Below are 20,340 nucleotides of genomic sequence, written 5' to 3'. Positions count from 1 at the left end.
GCAACTCGTTCGCCTTGGTCTTCCTAGGGAGATGGCTCGCGGAGCCTTGGGCGGAGTCGTCATACTAGACGACACCAACGACGGGATCTCATGCATCAGACGCTTGCCTGATCCTTATTGCGAAACCTCGACCATGGAAACGGTCTTTGTTAAAGCGTGCCGGACGCTTACTGATTTTTCCCAGACATTCGGAAAAATAGATGCGCTCTCTGACAATCCCGGTTGTATTAGTTGCGTTGACGAGCAGCATGTCGCCGGGCATTGCCCAGTCGCTCGACCTCGAGGCACGCGTGGCAATGCTCGAGAGGAAGGTCGCTAACCTGCAGAACAGCAGAGCGATCGAACGGCTGTACCGCGCCTACGGATATTATTTCGATAAGGGTCTCTGGAAAGACTCCCGTGCAAACAATGCTTCCACCAGGTCGCTTCGATCGGAGCAACTCGCCTGTGAATAAAGTGTGGCGAGATGCGAATCGTCGGATCCGATTAGGCGGATCCGCTCGCCTGGCGATAGTGTTGGCTGAGGCACTGCCGGCGCGATGCCCTGATGCTGATATAGCAACCCGATGTCTTCGAAGCCTAATTTGGCATAGAGCGGCGCACCGCTCGGGGTGGCCTGCAGGACAATCGTGCACCCCTTCAGACGTGCCATCACATCCAGCATGAGCTCCCGGGCGACGCCTTGGCCTTGCATCGACTTGTCAACGATCACCATGCCCACAGTCGCCAAAGTGGGGCCCATAGCGAAAAGCAAGCAAAAATGCCCAATCTTCGCGGCGATGAGGCCAAAGAAACCGTTGGGACAGGTTCCAGGCGTCGTCGAGATCGGTTTCCACCATCGAGCGAACTATGGTGCGGGACATCGGCAGTTCCTATTGAAGCGGATTGAAGCGGGCCGACGCTCAGGACTTGACGGCAACCATTTCGATCTCGACCTTCGCTGCCAATGGCAACGAGGCGACGCCGATTGTTGTGCGTGCGGGATAGGGTTCTGAGAAGTGCTTCGCGTAGACAGCGTTCATCGCGGTGAAATCGCCCATGTCCGTCAAGAAGACGTTGCACTTGACGACATTATCCAACGAGAGACCTGCCCCTTCCAGAACCGTTACAAGGTTGCGGAAGCATTGGTACGCTTGGGCCTCTATTCCACCTTCGACCAATCGGCCAGTGACGCTATCGATAGGGGTCTGACCGGAGAGATAGATGAAACCATTCGCGACCACACCGTGGGAGTAAGGACCGACTGCAGCGGCGCCTGCGGCGTTGATTGCTTCTCTGCCCATTATTGCCATTCTCCTTTGTTGATTCATCCCGCGCTGTTTGCCAGGGAGAGCCAGTTGAAGAAAAGTACCCCAGCGAGATCACCGGGCTGAAGTTAAAGCGGGCTCGCTCGCAGAGCCGAAAATCGCCGCCAGTATGGCCAATGCGGCCAAATAGACGCGGTTGCGGTGAACCGCTTCGTCGCGATGATCGGCGTAAGATCTCCGTCGATGGCAGCAATCTAAACACCGAGCGACATTCTGTTGGACCAGATGGGGTAGTCGGTCGCGTCTCCGACTCCACCACTGACCGGTTCTCTAATTCAACGCGACATAGGTGGCTTGAATTTCGGCGGCACGTCTTGGGCTCCATCGAGCCGGCCTAGCAGCCCATGAATATCTCCCAGGACCCATAGATCCTGAACCTTCCCGCCACGGAAGATGAAGATCGGAGTGCCATACCACCAGACATGCTGCCCGGTGGGCTCGCGCCCAAAGAGCGGCTTTCGATGAATTCCGTGAAAACGCAGCTTTCCGGATACCCGATCACCCTCTTCGATCAAATCCAGAATGTCCGAGGTGTAACCGTCGAGAGCGTCGTTGATCCATCGTACATAGTCCCCGAACTGCGAGTGTCCAACCAGAACAGGGCCGAGTGAGCCACGGAACGTGAAATCCGGATGAAAGATTTCGGGAATTAAGCTGACATCCGCGCGATCCCACATGTCCTTGTAGAATCGGAAGACCAGCTTTTTTTGTGGAGTGAGGCTGCGGGGATCCAATTCCATCGCGGTCTCAAGCCCAGGTGGCGCTGCAATCATTTGCTTCTCCTGCCTGATTTTACTCGTCTTATGACTCGCCTTTCGGATTAGTCCTCTTAGTCCTCTTCCACGAAGGCGTCCTCGCGGGTCTTTCGGAACGAGGGAAGAAGGACCATCAACAAGGCGAGGAGTGCGATGATTAGCATCGTCAGGCTGATGGGGCTCTTCACAAAAACCAACGGATCCCCGCGCGACAGCGTGAGCGATCTCCGCAGGTTTTCTTCCATCATTGGCCCGAGAATGAAGCCGAGCAGCATGGGGGCAGGTTCGCATTTGAGCTTGGCGAACACGTAGCCGAGCAGGCCGAAGACGGCCATGAGATACACGTCGAAGGATGTGTTGTTCAAGCTGAACACGCCGATGGCACAGAACACCATGATGCCGGGAAACAAGATGTGGTAGGGGATCGTCAGCATCTTCGCCCACATCCCGACGAGGGGCAGGTTGAGCAAAATGAGGAAGAAGTTGCCGATCCACATCGAAGCGATGATCCCCCAGAATAGGGCGGGCTGCTGGCTCATGACCGCCGGTCCGGGCTGAATACCGTGAATGATGAGCGCGCCGATCATCAGCGCCATCACCGGGTTCGAGGGAATCCCAAGCGTGAGCATCGGAATGAAGGAGGTCTGCGCGCCTGCATTGTTTGCAGATTCCGGCGCCGCAACGCCCTCGATCGCTCCTTTGCCAAACTCTGATGGCCGCCGCGAAATCTTCTTCTCGACCGAGTAGGCGGCGAACGAGGAGAGCATGGCCCCGCCACCGGGAAGAATGCCGAGTGCCGATCCGAGGATAGTCCCGCGTAGGATCGGTCCGACGATGCGTCGCCAGTCTTCGCGGGTCGGCATCAGGTTCGTGACCTTGCTGACGAAGACGGCGCGATCGCTTTCGTTTTCGAGGTTGCGGATGATCTCGCCGACGCCGAACATGCCCATCGCGACGGTGACAAATCCGATCCCGTCGGCGAGCTCAGGTATGCCGAAGGTGAAACGTTGCACCGCCGAGTTGGGGTCCGTTCCGACCACGCCAAGCAGCAGGCCGAACACGATCATGCCGAACGCTCGCAGCAACGACCCGTGCGCCAGCACGACCGAGGCGCTCAATCCCAGGACCATCAGGGAGAAGTATTCCGGCGGCCCGAACTTCAGCGCCACCTGCGCCAGCGGCGGAGCTGCGAGCGCGAGCAGAAGGGTGGAAACCGTGCCGGCGAAGAACGAGCCGATCGCAGCGGTCGCGAGTGCGACGCCGGCGCGTCCATTCCGCGCCATCGCGTAACCGTCCAGCGCAGTGATGACGGAAGAGGATTCACCTGGCAGGTTAATCAGGATTGCCGTCGTCGACCCGCCATATTGGGCACCGTAATAAATACCCGAGAGCATGATGAGCGCGGATACCGGCGGCAAGCCGAACGTAGCGGGAAGCAGCATCGCAATCGTGGCGACCGGTCCGAGCCCCGGCAGAACGCCGATCAATGTTCCAAGGAAGACGCCGATCAGGCAATACCCAAGACTGAGAAACGATCCAGCTGTCTGAAATCCGAGCAGAAGGTTGGAGAGAATGTCCATCGTGCCCTCAATCTGTGAACCAGGAGCCGAGGATCGGCATGGGGACGCCAAGTCCGTAGACGAACACCAGCGCGCAGAAGGCCGAGAGCAAGGCGGCCATGATCAGCCCCTGCTTCCATGCGAACTTGACGCTTGCATAGGCGCTGACGAGAGTGATTGCAGAGACCGCGATGATGATGCCGGCCCGCTCGATCAGGACACCGAACAGAATGGAACCGAGGGTGACTAGGGCCAATCCCTTGAGTGCAAATCCGTCGAGTCTTGCATCGTCCACGGCGAAGGATCTCAGAAGCGTAGTGAGGCCGATGCCTGCCAATACGACCGAGAGCACGACCGGAAAGAAGCTCGGCCCCATGCGCAAGGGTGTGCCAAAGTCGTAATTGCGGGCGATCCAAAGAAAGACGGAGGCGACCGCCAGAAACAGAAGCCCTGACCAGAAGTCAGCCGGATTTCGAATACTCAGACGCATCGGGGCCCCCTTGGCGTTCACCTGTTCACGTCAACGACCGTGCGACCGCGCACTTGGCCACTCATGAGGCGAGCGGCGGCAGGCACGACCTCGCTCAATCCGATCTCGACAGCGGTCTTTTCGAGATCCGATGCCGATAGGAGTGAGGCGAGCCGATCCCAGGCCTCAACGCGCTCGGCCTTGGGCCGCGTCACGCTGTTAATCCCGAACAGCGTGACCCCGCGAAGGATGAACGGCGCGACACTGGCCGGCAGATCGAGGCCTTGCGCCATACCGCAAGCCGCCACCGCGCCATCGGCCCTGGTGCTGGCGCAGATGTTAGCCAGGGTATGGCTTCCGACCGAATCGACGGCGGCGATCCATCGCTCTTTCTGGAGGGGCTTGCCGGGCTCGGAAAGCGAGGCCCGGTCGATGATTTCTGCGGTTCCGAGACTCTCCAGATAGGATCGCTCCTCGGGCCGTCCGGTCGAGGCGACGACACGGAAGCCAAGCTTGCTGAGCAGCATGATCGCGATGCTGCCGACCCCTCCGCCGGCGCCGGTCACCAGCACGTCGCCCGGGCCAGGACGGATGCCATGCTTATCGAGCGCCATGACGCAGAGCATCGCTGTGTAACCGGCGGTCCCTATGATCATCGCGAGGCGCGAAGGCATTGCGGCCGGTAGTTTGATAAGCCAGTCGCCCTTGACCCTGGCTTGTTGCGCCAGACCGCCCCAATGTTGCTCGCCGACGCCCCAGCCGTTCAAAACCACGCGGTCGCCTGCGGCGAATGCCGGATCGGAGCTCGACTTGACCACGCCAGCGAAATCAATTCCCGGCACCATAGGGAATGATCGTACGATCGGTCCCTTGCCCGTAATCGCGAGGCCATCCTTGTAGTTCAACGTGCTGTATTCGACATCGACCAGCACGTCGCCCTCGGGAAGTCGGCTTTCAGGCAGTTCGGTCACCTTCGCCCGATAACCCTGTTCGTCCTTTTCGATCAGTACGGCTTTCAACATCACCAAACTCCTGTCTACGACGTCTGCTTTCGGCCGGATTTCGATGATCGCGGGCGCGGTAGCCCAGCCATGAATCCCGCAATGAAGGTGTCGAGCGGCGTGCTATTCCTGACGAGGCGAGCCCGCATCACCGCACCCTCCCAGCCGATCCAGAAGAACTCGGCCAGCGCCTCGCAGTCCGCGGACGCTTCGATCTCGCCGGCTTCGCGCGCAAGCTCGAGGCAGCGTGCCACCTTGCGCTGCCAGCCCTGCACAATGTTGTCGAGTGCGACGCGGTAGTCCTCAGGGAGCGCCTCGACATCCTGGCTGAGATTTCCGACAAGGCAGCCGCGCGTGTACTGGTACTTGGCCATGCCCGACTTGGCATCCTCAACGAAGGCGCACATCCGTTCGGAAGGTGCGAGGCTTTCGTTGTTCAGAGCCCGATCGAGCTTTCGGCAGAAGAACGCATCATAGGCCTTCATGACTTCCCGAACGAAGTCCGCCTTGCTGCCGAAGTAATGATAAAACGAGCCCTTCGGCACCGTCGCGCGGCGCAACAAAGCGTCAAGGCCGGTCGCCGCAAACCCCTGTTCCGTCAGCACCTCCATGCCACAGCGAATGAGGACTTTGCGCGTTGCAGCAAAGCCGAGGTCGCGCCGTTCAGCCTCCGTAACTATCCGGGGTTTGTTCTTATTCTGCGTCATGTGTCACCATTAGACCGATCGTCTAGAAACACGCCAAGCTCTTTCAGGCAACAGAAAAGCCGTCGCAATCGCATAAATCGTCTTTGCGACGCAGCAAAACCCGTATTCTGTGCAGCTTATTGATCGAAGTGGCACAAGTTGCTGCGTGATTGTGCGTCTGCTGTTTGCTGCGGAGGTGCGGTGCATGGACGCCATTAAGGTTTCGTACTTGACACAATGTGTCCTAGCTTCGATGGTGAAACCATCCTTTGAGAGGACGCCCCCATGATCCGATTCTTCGGAAGAGCTTTGCTGCTTGCTGCTGTCTCGCTGTGCTTCGGTTTGGCCTCTGCCCCGTCGATCGCGGCCGACGTCTATCCATCGAAGCCCATCAAGCTCGTTGTCGGCTTTCCGCCTGGTGGTCCCACCGACATTATCGGTCGCGTGATCGGACAAAAACTATCGAAGGAGCTGGGGCAGCCCGTCGTGATCGAAAACAACGGTGGCGCTGCTGGCCTCATCGGTGCAAACAACGTCGCTAAGGCGAAACCCGACGGGTATGCGCTTCTGGTCTCGGTCGAATCGTCGAACACCCGGGCGCTCGCGCTCAATCCGTCTGTTCCGTATGACCAGGCGAAGAGCTTCACTTACATCCGCAAGATCGCAAAGCAGCGCAATCTTGTCGTGGTCAATCCAGGTTTGCCCGTATCGTCCATTTCGGAGCTCATTGCGTATTTGAAAGCGCATCCCGGCGAAGTGAACTTCGGTGGGACCTTCGGTGCGACGTCGCACATCGCTGGCACGCTGTTCGACAAGGCCAACGGCACCAAAATGACGTTCATCAATTACTCTGGCGGTGGCCAGCCGGTCGTCGATACGATTGCGAACGTCGTTCAGGTCGGCTTCTTCACCGAATCGACGGTCGCGCAGCACATCAAGGCGGGGACGCTCAAGGCGATTGCGGTCGCTTCAAGCGAGCGCTCGCCGGCTTTCCCTGAGCTTCCGACTGTTGAGCAGGGTGGTGGCAAGCCGCTCGACGTTTCACCTTGGTTTGGTATCGCCGGGCCGGCGAAGTTGCCTCCGGACGTCGTCGAGAAGATTGGCGCTGCACTCGACAAGGGCGCCGACGACAAGGAATTTCTGGCGCAGCTCGAGACGCTTGGCGCTCTTCCGATTCATGGCTCGACAGCGGAGAGCGTTACGACCGACATCGGACAAGAGGTCGCGTTCTGGAATGAGTGGGCCAAGGAGATGGGCGGGTCCCTTGCGCGCTAGTCGCAGAGCCTGATCGGAACGCCGATGCTGGACTTTTATCATCAGTACGACGAGCTTCTCTCCGAGGAAGAGCGAAGGCACGTCGAGGCGACACGCGAATTTTGTACGGGTGTGTTCGCAGAATCCGTTCTGGCGTCGCACGTCGCCGGCGAGGCGTTTCCCGCAAAGTGGATCGCTGCATGGGCGGCAACCGGCTGGCTGGGTCTACAGGCGAAGCCGGCTCATGGCGGCTTCGGAGCGTCCTATCTGTGCAAGATCCGTGTCGCCCAGGAAATGGCGCGCCATAGCTTTGCGACTGCCTTCTGCTTAAACCATCACCAGGGCGGCGTGACGCGCCTGTCGCAGACCGGTACGCCGGCGCAGATCGAGCAACTCCTGACGCCTGCACTGCGAGGCGAACTCCTTCTGACCACCGCCATGAGCGAGCCCGGCGGCGGAAGCGATGTTGCCGCGCTGACTACAACTGCGACGCCTATCGCCGGCGGCTGGTCGCTGAACGGGACCAAGGCCTGGCTCACCAACGGCATGATGGTTGGCGGCCTCATCGTGCTCGCGCGCGTGCAAGACGCTGGGGGCGGAGGTGGCGACATCGCGAGCTTCTATGTGCCACTGGGTGAGGCCGCAACCGTCCGCCGACAAGAGATCGTCGTTCCGGGCGCCCGGTCCTTTCGCTTGGCCGAGATAGCCTTCGCCGATCACTTCGTGCCGGAATGGGGCTTGATCGCGTCTCCCGGTACTGCACTGAAGGCGTCGATGGCCTCTGTCAATGCCGCCCGCGTACATGTGGCCGCCATGTGCGTTGCGACGCTTCATGCGGCGCTCTGCGAGGCCGTAGCCTATTGCGAAGACCGCCACGCGTTCGGAAAGCCGCTCGTCGCGCATCAGGGTCTGCGATGGGAGCTCGCAGAGGTCTCCGTCCGGCTAGAGGCCGCGAACGCGCTGGTCTTTCGCGCCGCCGAGCAGGTCCAGATCGGCGGAAACCCTGTGGGTCTCGCGGCGCAGGCCAAGAAGTTTGCCGTCGATGCCGCCATCTGGGGGATCGATCAGTGCGTGCGGATCATCGGCGCGACCGGCGCGAGTGCGGCGCACCGTCTGAATATGCATCTCGCCGAGGTCCGGATGGCGGCTTACGCTGATGGCACGAACGAGATGTTGCTGGATCGCATCGGGCGTGGGCTACCGTCGGATTACCGAGACTGAATCGAAATCGAGCCTTTGACGGACAAGACACATGCGCAACGTAGTGGTTAGGGACGCCGAGGCGGCCGCTAAAGACATCAAAGACGGTCACACTGTGATGGTTGGCGGTTTCGGAGGCGCTGGCCTGCCGAAAGGAGTGATCACGGCGGTGCTTGACGCAGGCGTGCGTGAACTCGTTGTGATTTCCAACAATGCCGGCTCGTCCGATGACGACCTTTCGCTCTGGTTCGGCGCTGGAATTGTGCGCAAGATCATCTGCTCGTATCCGCGAAACGCGCAACAATTCGCGGAACAATATCGGGCGGGCACGGTCGAACTCGAGCTCGTTCCGCAAGGCACGCTGGTCGAGCGTATCCGGGCCGGAGGCGCCGGCCTCGGAGGCTTTCTCTCGCCGGTCGGCGTCGGAACGGTGTTCGCGGATGGTAAGGAAAAAATCACCGCGCAGGGCCGGGAGTTCATTCTCGAGTTGCCGCTGCGAGCGGACTTCACCTTCATCAAGGGCCATCTAGCCGACAGTCTCGGCAACATCACCTACAACAAGAGCGCGCGCAACCACTGCGCCGTCATGGCCACCGCCGGCGATACCGTGGCGGTGGAGGTGGACCGGATTGTGGACGTTGGGGAGCTCGATCCGGAAACTATCGTGACACCCTGCATTTTCGTTGACCGCGTGTTCACAAGGAGCCGTTGATGAGGCCGCTTTCGCGAGACGCGCTCGCCCGCATGGTGGCGCTGCATCTTCCAGACGAGGGGTTCGTCAACCTCGGCATCGGCGCGCCCACGCATGTCGCGGACTATCTACCGTCTAGTTCCGGCGTAATGCTTCATAGCGAAAACGGCGTTCTCAACGTGGGGCCTAAACCTCCGGAGGGTAAAGAGGACTGGGACCTGATCAACGCCGGAAAGATGCCGATCTCGCTCAAGCGAGGCGGATCATATTTCGATTCCAGCCTGTCCTTTGCGATGATGCGAGGTGGCCATCTCGACGTCGCCGTACTCGGAGCTTTCCAGGTTTCCAGGGATGGCGATCTGGCGAACTGGACGACCGGCGACAACGGATCTCCACCAGGTATCGGCGGCGCGATTGACTTGGCGGTCGGCGCGAAATCAATCTGGGTGATGATGGACCACACGACCAAGGACGGACGTCCGCGGATCGTCGAGCGCTGCGGATACTCGCTCACCGCACGGAAGGTGGTCACGCGCATTTTCACGAATCTCGCTATTCTCAACGTGACGGAAAATGGCCTGGCGATGGACGCATTGCTCGAGGGTACGACGGTCGCGGGCTTGCAGAATCTTACCGAGGCGCCGCTGCTTACACCTGGCAAGGTCCGCACCATTAAGCAGGACGGGACCGTCGTTCCATGACCTATCGTATTGCCGAGTTGATCGCGGACAGCCTCATTGCCCACGGTGTCGATCGTGCCTTCGGCGTTCCCGGCGAGAGCTTTCTGCCGCTGCTGGACGCGTTGCATGACAGAGACGAAATCGATCTGGTGACGTGCCGCCACGAGGGCAGCGCGAGCCTCGCGGCGGTCGCTGATGCCAAGCTGACCGGGCGTGCCGGCGTCGTGATGGCCAGTCGCGGACCAGGTGCCTTCAACGCGGCGCTCGGTCTGCATGTGGCGGCGCAGGAGGCGATTCCGCTCGTGATGCTGGTTGGACAGGTCGACCGTCCAAACCTCGATCGCGAAGCGGTGCAGGAGATCGACTGTAGTCGCTCCTTCGATGGCGTCCTGAAGTGGGCGGTTCGATTGAACGTCGCGGCTTTGGTCCCAGAGATGATGGCCCGCGCATTTGCAATTGCGCAGTCCGGCACGCCCGGTCCGGTTGCTGTCGAACTGCCGGAGGACCTTCTGGCCGATATGGCGGATGGACTTGTTGCTAGAACCCACGGAACGGTGCAGCCAGAGGCCGGCGCGGATGCAATCGAGAAGGCCGGCGTCATGCTCGCCGCTTCAGAGCGGCCTATTCTGCTAGTCGGCGGGGAGTGTCGGACAACTGCGTTCCGGAAAGATCTGGTCGCCTTGAGCGAAAAGTGGAATGTTCCGGTCGTCGTCGCCGCCAAGATGCAGGACGAGTTTCCCAACAATCATTCTCTCTGGGCGGGCCAGCTCGGCTTCTTTACCGCTCCTGCGCACGTGAAGCTCTTCGAGCGCGCCGATCTCATTGTTGCGATCGGAAGTCGCCTTAGCGATCTTTCTTCGCTCGGATTTGCGTTTCCTCGACAATCTCCGCCGCGTCAGCCGCTTGTGCAGGTCTATCCGGACCCCGTTTCAATCGGGACACGCTTTCAAACCGACCTTGCGATCGTGTCTGGGGCGCACGCCTTCGTGCGCGGAATGCTTGCCCTAACGGGAGCGCCGAGGGAGAGGCCCGAGTGGTGCCAGGAGATTGCCGCTGCACGGACTGCGACGCATGGCTGGCCTCGATCGGGCGTTCCCTCGACTGACGTTTTTGGCCATGCCGTTACGGCCATTGCCTCGCACTTTCGGCCGGATGGGGTGGTCACGACGGACTCCGGCAACTTCGCCGGATGGGTCCACCGGATCTTCAGCTTCCAGCCTTCCGCGCGGTTGCTCGGTTCGGCATGCGGTGCGATGGGAAGCGGCGTTCCGTCCGGGCTCGCAGCAAGTCTGCGGTTTCCGGATCGACAGGTGATTGCATTTTGCGGAGACGGTGGCTTCCTGATGACAGGGAACGAACTGGCTACGGCGGTTGCAAGACGGGCCGATCTGAAGATCGTGATTTCCAACAACAACTCGTATGGTACTATTCGTTCGCATCAGGAGAGGGCGTTTCCGAACCGGCCGTACGGCACAGATTTGTCAAATCCTGATTTTGCCGCCTTGGCCCGCGCCTATGGCGCCGCAGGATACTGCATTTCCGACGCGAAAGACGCCCCGGCAATCGTGGCGGAGGCAATGTCGATGATTGGGCCGGTCGTGATCGAGGTGCGGTCCGACGTGCACCAATCGCCCGACAAGTCGATTGCAGCAGCCTCGTGCACAGCGCGGATAACCTAACCGGTTGAATATCGAAAGTAATCAAATGGACGGCGTCGTATCCGAGAAACCCCAGATCGCGACCTCATGGCAGGGCGTCGTGCGCTTTCTTCACAAGACGCCACGTGCGTTTCTTCCCATGCGCGGGTTCTCCGAACTCCAACTGATTGCCAACCGTGGCATCGAAGGCGACCGTTACCTGATCGGGCACGAGACCGGCTTCTACTCGCACAAGCCGGAGGAGGGGCGGCAAATCACCCTGTTCGAGATGGAGACCCTCGAAGCTCTGCGGCGCGACCACGGCATCGAACTGCTGCCGGAAGAGCATCGGCGCAACGTGACGGTCGAAGGCGTGCCGCTGAACCATCTCGTCGGCCGCCGCTTCAGGCTTGGGGAGGCGATCGTGGAGGCGACGCGCCTGTCCACGCCCTGCCGTCACATCGAGGAGATTCTCGGCAAGGCCGTGTTCGATCCGCTGATCAACCGCTCAGGATTGAACTGCAAGATCGTCGTAGGTGGTACCCTGCGCGTGGGTGACGTCGCTAGGCCCTTGTGATGACGAAGCCCATCAGGACCGTCTCGACCGTCGTTTCGCGGGTCGAGGATCTCGGCAATGAGACCAAGCGTTTCACGCTGGTGGATCAGGACGGTTGGGAGCTGCCGCCTTTCAAGCCCGGCGCGCATCTTGATGTGCACCTGCAACCTGGTCTGGTCCGTACCTATTCGCTTTGCAACGAGCCCGAAGACGACACCAGCTACGTCATCTCTGTGAAGCGGGAGCGCGACGGCCGCGGCGGCTCGAATTTCCTGCATGATCGGGTGCGGGTGGGAGACCGTATCGGCGTCTCTCTGCCGCGTGGCGGCATCGCGCTTGATCCGAACGAAATGAACGTATTCGTGGCGGGTGGGATCGGCGTGACGCCATTCATCTCTGCGATCCGGCACCTCGAGCGACACAGACGCACCAACTATAGACTGCATTGGACAAGTCGGGGGCAGCCCGTCCTCTCCGACATGATCGCTCCCGCGATCGAGGCCGGTCGCGTTCGGCTGTACGACACGGCCGTGCAGCCGAAGCCAGTGATTACCGAGCTAGTTGAGGAGTTCGCCGGCGGTGCCTTTGCGGCCTGCTGCGGGCCGGAGCCTATGCTCAGGGATTTCGAGGATGCCGTAGAGGGCTGGCCAGACGAGCGCAAGCACGTCGAAATGTTCATGCCGCCGAAACGGGTCGCCCAGAGTGACGTGCCACCCTATGAGCTCGTTCTGCGAGTCAGCAAGAAAGTGGCAACGGTTGTGCCTGAGGTCGGCTTGCTCGGAACGCTCGAGGCGTTGGGCATCGATGTGCCGGTCTCGTGCGGAGGCGGCATCTGCGGTGCCTGCCGGACCCGATGGATTGAAGGGCCTCCCATCCACAGGGATCGCGTGCTTTCGCCAGCCGAGCGCCAAAGCGAACTCATCGTCTGCGTAGGCGATTGCGCCGGGCCCAAGCTGGTGTTGGACCTCTGATTTGCCTTCCCAAGGTGATGCCGATGACTGCGCCAGACTGGGGCAGTGTTGATCTGGGGCAGAATATCACACAGATTGGGCTCGAGCGTCTCGCGTGCTCCATTTTGCTGATTCGATTGATATGACCCTCAATCTGAAATTCCTCCGCGTCCAAAGCGGGATGACCCTCGAGCAACTTGCGGCCGATTCGGGGCTGACAAGAAGTTACCTGTCCAAGCTGGAGCGCGGTCTCTCGTCGCCCTCGATTGGTTCAGCGCTCAAGATAGCCGAAGCACTGGGTACGTCCCTTGACCGGCTGTACGGACAACAGGACGACAAGGATCCGGTAGCCATCGTGCGAGCAGAGAATGGCAAGCCAGGAGATGCCACGACATATTTGTCACTGGTTGCCGGGCTGGCACCGGATCGCATCATGCGCGCCTTCATTGTTCGACCCACGAAAACGGCAAAACGGGGCCGGATCATGAGTCATCATGAAGGCGAGGAAATCCTTTTCATTCTGACCGGCAAGATCGAACTTCTCATCGGAAGGCGAAAGGAAGTCCTTTATTCGGGCGACTGCGTGCAGTTCGATTCAACGATTCCTCACAAGCTGACCGCTCTCTCGTCGGAGGCCGCGTCCGCACTGGTGGTGATCGCAACAAAGGAGACCTGAGATTTGTCGGGGAGTGACGTTGTCAATTCGACGACGAAAATCGCCGAGCTCAAGCATGAGCTGGAAACGAATCGCCGTTCATCACCGGAGCTGGACGATACGCAGGATCGAGGCCCTCCACGCGGATCACCGCGCGTAACGAGAGGCAGAAAAAATTGACGGTCATCAACGATGGATCGGCAAACTTCCCCACAGCGTGCAGAATGATGAAGCTCTACGATACGCAACGATCGGGGAATGCCTGGAAGATCCGACTCCTCGCCGGGCTTCTGAATATACCCCTGGAAAGGGTTACGTTGTCGATCAAGCGAGGTGACCTCGACGATCCGGAGTTTCTCAAACGTAGTCCGCTTGGCATGGTTCCGATCTTGGAGCTCAAGGATGGGTGCACCATCGGCGAATCTATTGCCATCCTGCAATTTCTAGCTCTTGGAACGCCGTGGTGGCCCGTCGCCGCCCTCGATCAGGCATACGTGTTGATGTGGTTGTCGTTCGAGCAATCACAGCACATGCATCCATTGGCGCAATTGCGGCTACATCTAAGCCTTCGTCGTGACCGTGGAGCTGGAGACGAAGATATGGTTCGTTTTAAGGCCGAAGCAGAGCATGCCTTGCACTTGTTGGATGAGCAACTTGCAAGGCAGGGCCGTTCTGGCTGGATCGCCACGCAAACTCATCCGAGTATTGCCGATGTGGCCCTTTATCCGTACACGCGTCTTGCAAGTATGGGCGGGATCGATTTGGAGACGTTTCAAAATCTCCCGCCTTGGCTTGCGCGAATAGAAAGCCTGCCCGGCTATCAGCCTCTTTTTTCAGGCCGCTACGATCTCAATTTTGCGACGATCGAAATGGCAGGCAAGACGAAATGAAGGACCTCTATGACCGTACCAGGTACGGCATGCCTCTATCAGATCTGGTTCGCGGGTAACCACGCCGAGATCGGCGGGAGCTATCCTGAGAGCGAGTCGCGGCTGTCAGACATCACGCTCGACTGGATAGTGGAATTCATCGCCGAGAAGATCCCCGAGGCTGGTCGCGTGATCGTCGACAAGAGCCTGCTGCGGCTCTATCCGTCGGCCGATGGAATGATGCACGACGAATGCATGGTCGGGATGGGCGGGAACGTGCTCCATGGGTCGAAAGCGGTCCGCGGCGTGCCGGACTCTGCGCAACTTCACGAGACGGTCTATGAACGGCTCGCGATGAAATCGGTGCGCAACTACACGAGCTTCGGTCCGTACAGCGTGTTGGGTGGGAGCGCCGTTTTGCTGATGCAGGCGTTGCCGACACCAAAGCGAGTCTGATGCGACGTTTTTCGTAGTCGACCGTCGCACGTTCTTGTGCGGCTATCGAGCCTTTATCTCTTTTGCACCACTTCCTTAAACGAGACCGTCTTCTCGCCCTGGGTGATGGTTTCAATCACCGGGATGCCCGAAGCTTTCACCATTTGCTTCCATAAGTCATCAAGGTCGGACAAACACTCGGCAACGACTTCCGGCTTTATTTCTCCCTGCCAGTCGGCGGCTAATACGGAGCCTTTCGTCAGCTCCTCGCGCGTGCCCTCCTTCTCCTCTTCGGTCTTGAACTCTGCAGGCTTCCCATGAGCCAGAGTGTCACGCAGCTTCTTCATCCTCATCATGGAACTGAGCGGGCGCTTGTCTTCTTCGACGGCTATGCCGATCGCTTTGAAGACCTTGTCGCGTTTCTTCGAGAGTTTGGCCATCTCGTCCCACGACGTGAGTTTGCCGTTCTGGAAGAGTTTGTTGCCCATGAAGTTGAGGTTCGCCTCGAAGGCAAAGGCAATCATGAGCGCGCAGGCCATGCCGTCGAAGCCGATACCCTCGCGGTCGCCCTTCTTCAGCTTCTCCTCAATGACTTCGTGAAAATAGGTCGCTCCTTGGGAAAGGTCGTTGTGGATGTAAATTTTGGCGTCGGTCTGAATCCGCGCCTTCACGCTCTCCTGCACGCTTCCATCCTTTATGCCTCACCAAGCTTGGGCGTCTTCGGCGTGAAGCATAGCGCAGCTCGACCAGCACCATGCCCTAACCGAGGCGTCCGTTGAGCCTTGTAACGACGCCGAGCCATTTTTTCTTGAGAGGAGCCGAATTGGAGGTGTGCCCCTGTTGTGCCCCGCACTTTTCGGGGCACACTTCCGGGGAATCGATCTTCTAAATTGTTGAATTTCTTGGTCTAATGGTGGGCGCACAAGGGATCGAACCTTGGACCTCTCCCGTGTGAAGGGAACGCTCTCCCGCTGAGCTATGCGCCCGGGACCATCATGCAGACGGCCGGACCTCATCGGCCGGCCGGCGCATCGGAGCCCGCGATTTAGAAGTGCGGGCTAGAAGTGTCAAGTTTTCAGGCGGCTTGAGGTCGGAAAACCTTGCTTCGGTGTCTTAAATCCGCGGCGAGGCCGGATTTCGGCCTGCTTACGCGCCCTGCTGGCGGGCGCGGGAGGCGTGGGCCTGCAGTGCGCGGATGCGCTCGGCGAGCGTTCCGCCGCCTTCGGGGAGGGCGGCTGCGGCGCCATTGGTCGCGGCGCCATTGGCCGGGCGCGGCGCGGGTTTCGGCGGCTGGCCAGCCTCGGCGGCCAGCAGTGCCTCGATCGGCGAGTTCGGGCCCTCGAGCTGCATCGCGAGTTTTGCCACCTCGGCGGCGATGTCGTTGATGCGCTCGCGCAGCAGCGCGTTCTCCATGCGCTCGGTCGCCCAGGAGCTCTCCGCCTGCTGCTGGATCGCATTGATGTCGCGCTGGAGCTTGGCGCGCTCGTCACGTGCGGTGCCGAGCTGTTCTTCCAGCGCGGCCTTCTCCGCGCGCATCGTCTCGAACGCAGCCGACGACTTGCCACCGCTCAACGCGGCGATCTCGACGCGCAGCTCCTTGATGGTGCGCTCGGCGCCTTCGTTGGTCTGGCGCAGCTGGTTGTTCTCATAGTCGCGCTCGGCAAGCAGCTTGCCTTGCGTGGCGAGGCGGCCTTCGAGATCGGCGACGCGGCCGGACAGCATCTCGGCTTCCTTCACCTGCACGATGAGCTGGCGATCGAGTTCGGTGACGCGCTGGCTCAGATTCTCGACGCGGCCACGCGCGTCGCCGAGCTCGCGCGAGGCGGTCTCCGATTCCGTGCGTTCCTGCGTCAGCCGCGCCTGCGTGGCGGTGAATTCCTTCTCGGCATCGCCGACGCGGTTCTTCAAGTCCTCGATCTGGGCGCGCACCGCGATCAGCTCGACCTGGCGGCTCTCCGCCATCATCGAGCGGTCGGACAGTTCGGAGTTGATTTTTGCGAGCTCGCCCTGCTTGTTGCTCAGCGCAATCTCGGCCTCGCGCAAGGCTGCGGTCTTGGCGTTGAATTCCTCCTCGGTGGCGCGGAGCTGCTCCTTCACCGCCTTCTCGCGCGCCTCCAGCGCGAAGATCGTGGCGTTCTTCTCGCCGAGCTCGATCTTCATGCGGTTGATGGCGTCGCTCTTCTTGCCGAGTTCGGCGAGCTGGCTCGTGGTCTTGCTCTTGAGCTGGTCGACGCTCATCTCGAGCCGGCGCGCCGACATCGCGAATTCGGCGCGGAGCTGGTCCTTGTCGGCCTGGATCTCCGCCATCGACAGCGGCGTGGCGGCCTCGAGCCGGCGCGTGGTCAGGCGGACCGCGCGGTTATGCACCAGCGGCACGATGGCAAGCCCGCACAGCATCGACAGCAGGAAACCGATCGCCAGGTACATGATCGGTTCGACCATGGATCAGAACTCCAAAAACAAGGAAAAATTTACCAAAGACAATGCATGGCGGGCCGGCAAAAAGCCAGCCCTGCCCTGTTGTTAACGTGAATCCTGAGCTGGATCGGAGAGGGGAGCCCTAGAATGGGTTCCAGGTCGCCCGCGGCGTGTATTTGAGGTAGCCGATATTGGCGCCCAGCCGCAGACCGAGGCCGGAGCGGATCGGCACCAGCACGATGTTGTTGGCGGTCAGCGCCGTCATGCCGAAGCCGCCGATGATGTAAGCCGAGCCGTCGAGGCCGGCGAAGCGCTGGTAGATCGCGTTGGTGGCGGGCAGGTTATAGACCAGCGTCATGGTGCGCGCGCCGTCGCCGCCCCAGTCGAAGCCGAGCGACGGACCCTGCCAGTAGACGCGCAGGTCGCCGGCGTTCTTGGTGTAGAGCGTGCCTTCGCCATAGCGCAGGCCGGCGACGAAGGCGCCGGAGCCTTCCTCGCCGAGGATATAGCCGTTCGGCAGGCCCCATTGGCTGACCGCTTTCTCGATGATCGAGGCGAGGCCGCGCGACACGTTGCCGAAGAAGCGATGGCCGGCGTTGACGAGTTCGTCCGGCCCATAGGTGTTGGGCGTCGGGGTCCGCTGCGGCGGCGGCAGGTCCGGCGGCGGCGCCGCCGTCTGGGCGGAGGCCGGCACGATCCAGCCAGCCAGCGCTAGGAGCGCCACTGCGGCAAGGCGTGATGCGAAAGTCATAAAAGAACCCCTGGTATCGATCCCGGTCCGCTTCCCTTAACCTGACGCCAACAGGCACGGTTCTAGGTTGCACCGGATGTCCCCTCGACTCGAATGTTATCCGCAGCAACTATGACGGCACAACGGCAGGAAGATAGCCCTTTGCGCCCCGGAATTGCCTTGATCGGCCGTCTGGTCTGCCTGCTGGCGGGCATTTGGCTCGCCTGCTCCGGAGTGCCGACCCAGGCCGCCACCACCGAGCGGATCGTCGTCAATCGTTTCTCGGGCGTCGCGATCGAAGGCTTCGATCCCGTGGCCTATTTCGTCGATGGTGGCGCCGCGCAGGGGACGGCGGAGTACGAGGCCAACCTCTGGGGCGCGGTCTGGCGGTTCCGGAACGAGGGCAATCGGGCCTCCTTTCTCGCCCATCCCGAAATCTATGGCCCGCAGTTCGGCGGCTACGACCCGGCCGATATCGCGCGTGGCGTCGTCGTCGCCGGCAACCCCCGCTTCTTCGTGATCTCGGAGCAGCGGCTCTATCTGTTCAGCCGCGAAGACAATCGCGACGCCTTCGCCGCCAATCCCGAGCGCTTCCTGTATGAAGTCGGCAAGCGCTGGCCGGCGCTTCAGGACCAGCTCAGTCAGTAGGCATGACCGCCGCGGCATCGCCCCAGGCGACGAAGGCCGGGATGATGAAGCCGGTATCGCCACGTTCGCCGAACCGGATCTCGCCGCCCTTGCCGTCGGTCACCTTGCCGCCGGCTGCCGTCACCACGGCGCAGCCCGCGCCGACGTCCCATTCGCAGGTCGGCCCGAAGCGGGGATAGATGTCGGCGCTGCCCTCGGCGATCCGGCCGAATTTGACCGCCGAGCCGCACGTCTTTCTGACCGCGTTGGGCCGGCTGTCGATGAATGCTTCGCTTTTGGGGTCGCCGTGCGAGCGGCTCACCGCCGCGACCCAGGGCTCGCCGTGCCCGGGCAGTTTGCGGGTCCGGATCGGCTCGGCCGCGCCGATTGCGGTGCCGTGAAACGTCACGCGCTCGGCGCCGCGGCCGACGATGCCGCGCCAGAGCAGCCCGAGCGCGGGCGCGGCGACGATGCCGAGCAGCGGCATGCCCTCGGTCACGAGGGCGAGGTTGACCGTGAACTCGTCGCGACCGGCGACGAACTCCTTGGTGCCGTCAAGCGGGTCGATCAGGAAGAAGCTGCCGCGAAACGGCGGCGAAGCGAGCTGGCAGCGTTCCTCCGAGAGCGACGGCACGTCGTTCGCAAGCCGGGCCAGCCCCTCCGCAATGATCCGGTCGGCGGCGAGGTCGGCCTCGGTGACCGGCGAGCCATCCTGCTTGCCGTCGACCCGCATCGCCGCGCGATTGACCGCGAGAATCGCCTCGCCGGCCCGAACCACCAGCGCGGTCAGGGGCTCCATCAGCCGGGATGCGGCCTCGCCGTCGATAATCCTCACCTGCATGCCTCATTCATTGGCAATTCCATTCCCGCTCAACTGATTCGCCCGCGGCTTTATGGCCGCTTCGATCCGATCGCAAGCTAGCTGCCACAGGCTTGCGAATGTTAGAACCCCTGCCATCCGTCAAGCATGCTTGATTCGCCGCGTTCGCGCCGTGCAATTCCAGGAACCCTTTATGTCTGACGCTCCGTCACCCGCTACCGCTACTGCTCCCGATGCGCTCGAACTCGCGGCGCTCCTGTGCTCGCGGGTCTGCCATGATCTCATCAGCCCGGTCGGCGCCATCGTCAATGGCCTCGAAGTGCTCGATGATGATCCCAAGCCCGAGGACCGCGAATTCGCGCTCGACCTGATTCGCAAGAGTGCGAAGACGGCCTCCGCCCGCCTGCAGTTCTGCCGCCTCGCCTTCGGCGCGGCCGGCTCCTCCGGCGCACAGATCGACCTCGGCGATGCCCAGACCATGGCGCGCGGCCACATCGAGGACGGCAAGTGCACGATTGCGTGGAACCTGCCGCGGCTGCTGCTGCCGAAGAATCGCGTCAAGCTGCTGCTCAATATGCTGGTCGTGTCCCAGCACACGATCCCGCGCGGCGGCATGCTCACGATCGATCCGATCGGGGAGGGCGAGACGATGAGCTTCCGCATCACTGCGACCGGACACAACGCACGCCTGCCGCAGAACATCTCCGAGCTTCTGAGCGGCGAGCGCGGGCCGGCTGCAGACGCGCACGCGATCCAGCCTTATTACACGCGGCTGTTGGCGCAGGCCTGCGGGCTCACCGTGACGCTCAAGCTGGAAGGCGAAGCCATCATCATTGCCGCGTCGTAAGCGCGCCCATCGCTCTCAGACGTTAATCGAATCTTTACGAGGCGCTTCGGCTTGTCCGGAGCGCCTTATCTCTTTGTTGGTTCCGTTCTTTTGCACTTACTCAACCATTATTAAACGCTTTGCGGTGAAGCTGGCCCCATTCTGAAATGGCGCATCACAATTCGTGCGTGCCCTCCCTGTATGAAGGCCTGTTT

23 protein-coding genes and 1 tRNA gene are annotated in these 20,340 nt (G+C 61.1%); 12 read left to right on the top strand and 12 right to left on the bottom strand.

Annotated elements, in window-relative coordinates:
• Positions 1-367: 367 nt before the first annotated feature.
• From K3F49_RS38135 to acuR, 7 genes are all read right to left on the bottom strand, one after another.
• Positions 368-769 carry a GNAT family N-acetyltransferase gene (locus tag K3F49_RS38135; RefSeq protein WP_346657402.1) on the bottom strand — a complete coding sequence of 134 codons (402 nt, stop codon included), beginning with the start codon at positions 767-769 and terminating at the stop codon, positions 368-370.
• 133 nt (positions 770-902) lie between these two features.
• Entirely contained in the window at positions 903-1,283 is a 381-nt protein-coding gene (locus K3F49_RS38130; RefSeq protein ID WP_234685997.1) for a RidA family protein, read from the bottom strand.
• A 299-nt stretch (positions 1,284-1,582) separates the two neighbouring features.
• Positions 1,583-2,080, bottom strand: a complete 498-nt coding sequence (locus tag K3F49_RS38125; protein WP_234685996.1) for an ester cyclase — start codon at positions 2,078-2,080, stop codon at positions 1,583-1,585.
• 56 nt (positions 2,081-2,136) lie between these two features.
• Positions 2,137-3,642: a tripartite tricarboxylate transporter permease gene (locus K3F49_RS38120; RefSeq protein ID WP_234685995.1), complete on the bottom strand. Its 1,506-nt coding sequence runs from the start codon at positions 3,640-3,642 to the stop codon at positions 2,137-2,139.
• Positions 3,643-3,649: 7 nt separating this feature from the next.
• Positions 3,650-4,132 carry a tripartite tricarboxylate transporter TctB family protein gene (locus K3F49_RS38115; protein ID WP_234685994.1) on the bottom strand — a complete coding sequence of 161 codons (483 nt, stop codon included), beginning with the start codon at positions 4,130-4,132 and terminating at the stop codon, positions 3,650-3,652.
• Positions 4,129-5,112, bottom strand: a complete 984-nt coding sequence (acuI, locus tag K3F49_RS38110; protein WP_234686029.1) for an acrylyl-CoA reductase (NADPH) — start codon at positions 5,110-5,112, stop codon at positions 4,129-4,131. Before acuI ends, K3F49_RS38115 begins: the two co-directional genes overlap by 4 nt.
• 14 nt (positions 5,113-5,126) lie before the next feature.
• Positions 5,127-5,798 carry an acrylate utilization transcriptional regulator AcuR gene (gene acuR, locus K3F49_RS38105; protein WP_234685993.1) on the bottom strand — a complete coding sequence of 224 codons (672 nt, stop codon included), beginning with the start codon at positions 5,796-5,798 and terminating at the stop codon, positions 5,127-5,129.
• 264 nt (positions 5,799-6,062) lie between these two features.
• On the opposite strand from acuR, the gene K3F49_RS38100 reads away from it, so the two are divergent.
• The 10 genes from K3F49_RS38100 (at position 6,063) to K3F49_RS38055 (ending at position 14,725) form a co-directional block, all read left to right on the top strand.
• Positions 6,063-7,052 carry a Bug family tripartite tricarboxylate transporter substrate binding protein gene (locus tag K3F49_RS38100; RefSeq protein WP_234685992.1) on the top strand — a complete coding sequence of 330 codons (990 nt, stop codon included), beginning with the start codon at positions 6,063-6,065 and terminating at the stop codon, positions 7,050-7,052.
• Between the two features lie 24 nt (positions 7,053-7,076).
• A complete protein-coding gene (locus K3F49_RS38095; protein WP_234685991.1) occupies positions 7,077-8,252 on the top strand; it encodes an acyl-CoA dehydrogenase family protein in 1,176 nt (391 codons plus the stop codon).
• A gap of 31 nt (positions 8,253-8,283) precedes the next feature.
• Positions 8,284-8,943 carry a 3-oxoacid CoA-transferase subunit A gene (locus tag K3F49_RS38090; RefSeq protein ID WP_234685990.1) on the top strand — a complete coding sequence of 220 codons (660 nt, stop codon included), beginning with the start codon at positions 8,284-8,286 and terminating at the stop codon, positions 8,941-8,943.
• Complete coding sequence (locus K3F49_RS38085) at positions 8,943-9,623, top strand: 3-oxoacid CoA-transferase subunit B (RefSeq protein WP_234685989.1); 681 nt, start codon at positions 8,943-8,945, stop codon at positions 9,621-9,623. The genes K3F49_RS38090 and K3F49_RS38085 overlap by 1 nt, the downstream gene beginning before the upstream one ends.
• Complete coding sequence (locus K3F49_RS38080; protein ID WP_234685988.1) at positions 9,620-11,281, top strand: thiamine pyrophosphate-dependent enzyme; 1,662 nt, start codon at positions 9,620-9,622, stop codon at positions 11,279-11,281. Before K3F49_RS38085 ends, K3F49_RS38080 begins: the two co-directional genes overlap by 4 nt.
• Before the next feature lie 25 nt (positions 11,282-11,306).
• On the top strand, positions 11,307-11,816 hold the full coding sequence (locus K3F49_RS38075; RefSeq protein ID WP_234685987.1) for an MOSC domain-containing protein: 510 nt from the start codon (positions 11,307-11,309) through the stop codon (positions 11,814-11,816).
• The gene (locus K3F49_RS38070) at positions 11,816-12,766 is read left to right on the top strand and encodes a PDR/VanB family oxidoreductase (protein ID WP_234685986.1); all 951 of its coding nucleotides are present in this window, start codon (positions 11,816-11,818) and stop codon (positions 12,764-12,766) included. The genes K3F49_RS38075 and K3F49_RS38070 overlap by 1 nt, the downstream gene beginning before the upstream one ends.
• 121 nt (positions 12,767-12,887) lie before the next feature.
• Entirely contained in the window at positions 12,888-13,421 is a 534-nt protein-coding gene (locus K3F49_RS38065; RefSeq protein WP_234685985.1) for a helix-turn-helix domain-containing protein, read from the top strand.
• 203 nt (positions 13,422-13,624) lie between these two features.
• A complete protein-coding gene (locus tag K3F49_RS38060) occupies positions 13,625-14,290 on the top strand; it encodes a glutathione S-transferase family protein (RefSeq protein ID WP_234685984.1) in 666 nt (221 codons plus the stop codon).
• A gap of 9 nt (positions 14,291-14,299) precedes the next feature.
• A complete protein-coding gene (locus tag K3F49_RS38055) occupies positions 14,300-14,725 on the top strand; it encodes a phospholipase effector Tle1 domain-containing protein (protein ID WP_234685983.1) in 426 nt (141 codons plus the stop codon).
• A gap of 53 nt (positions 14,726-14,778) precedes the next feature.
• Here the strand turns inward: K3F49_RS38055 and K3F49_RS38050 are convergent, their stop codons facing one another.
• From K3F49_RS38050 to K3F49_RS38035, 4 genes are all read right to left on the bottom strand, one after another.
• A complete protein-coding gene (locus K3F49_RS38050) occupies positions 14,779-15,387 on the bottom strand; it encodes a hypothetical protein (RefSeq protein WP_234685982.1) in 609 nt (202 codons plus the stop codon).
• Positions 15,388-15,615: 228 nt separating this feature from the next.
• Positions 15,616-15,690 (bottom strand) — tRNA-Val (locus K3F49_RS38045).
• 160 nt (positions 15,691-15,850) lie between these two features.
• Positions 15,851-17,146, bottom strand: coding sequence for a coiled-coil domain-containing protein (locus tag K3F49_RS38040; RefSeq protein WP_234685981.1), 1,296 nt, complete (start codon positions 17,144-17,146; stop codon positions 15,851-15,853).
• 118 nt (positions 17,147-17,264) lie between these two features.
• Entirely contained in the window at positions 17,265-17,873 is a 609-nt protein-coding gene (locus K3F49_RS38035; RefSeq protein WP_234685980.1) for a DUF1134 domain-containing protein, read from the bottom strand.
• 141 nt (positions 17,874-18,014) lie between these two features.
• Here K3F49_RS38035 and K3F49_RS38030 point away from each other — a divergent pair, with 141 nt between their 5' ends.
• Positions 18,015-18,500, top strand: coding sequence for a YHS domain-containing (seleno)protein (locus tag K3F49_RS38030; protein WP_234685979.1), 486 nt, complete (start codon positions 18,015-18,017; stop codon positions 18,498-18,500).
• On the opposite strand, the gene K3F49_RS38025 is transcribed toward K3F49_RS38030, so the two are convergent.
• Positions 18,490-19,320: a 3'(2'),5'-bisphosphate nucleotidase CysQ family protein gene (locus tag K3F49_RS38025; RefSeq protein WP_234685978.1), complete on the bottom strand. Its 831-nt coding sequence runs from the start codon at positions 19,318-19,320 to the stop codon at positions 18,490-18,492. The two genes, K3F49_RS38030 and K3F49_RS38025, sit on opposite strands and share 11 nt — an antisense overlap.
• Positions 19,321-19,492: 172 nt before the next feature.
• Here K3F49_RS38025 and chpT point away from each other — a divergent pair, with 172 nt between their 5' ends.
• The gene (gene chpT, locus K3F49_RS38020; RefSeq protein WP_234685977.1) at positions 19,493-20,146 is read left to right on the top strand and encodes a histidine phosphotransferase ChpT; all 654 of its coding nucleotides are present in this window, start codon (positions 19,493-19,495) and stop codon (positions 20,144-20,146) included.
• The last annotated feature ends 194 nt before the right edge of the window (positions 20,147-20,340 follow it).

This window comes from Bradyrhizobium monzae, assembly GCF_021458635.1.
Classification (GTDB): Bacteria; Pseudomonadota; Alphaproteobacteria; order Rhizobiales; family Xanthobacteraceae; genus Bradyrhizobium.
The sequence above is the reverse complement of the archived record's forward strand: the minus strand, read 5'-3'. Positions and strand labels throughout refer to the sequence as shown.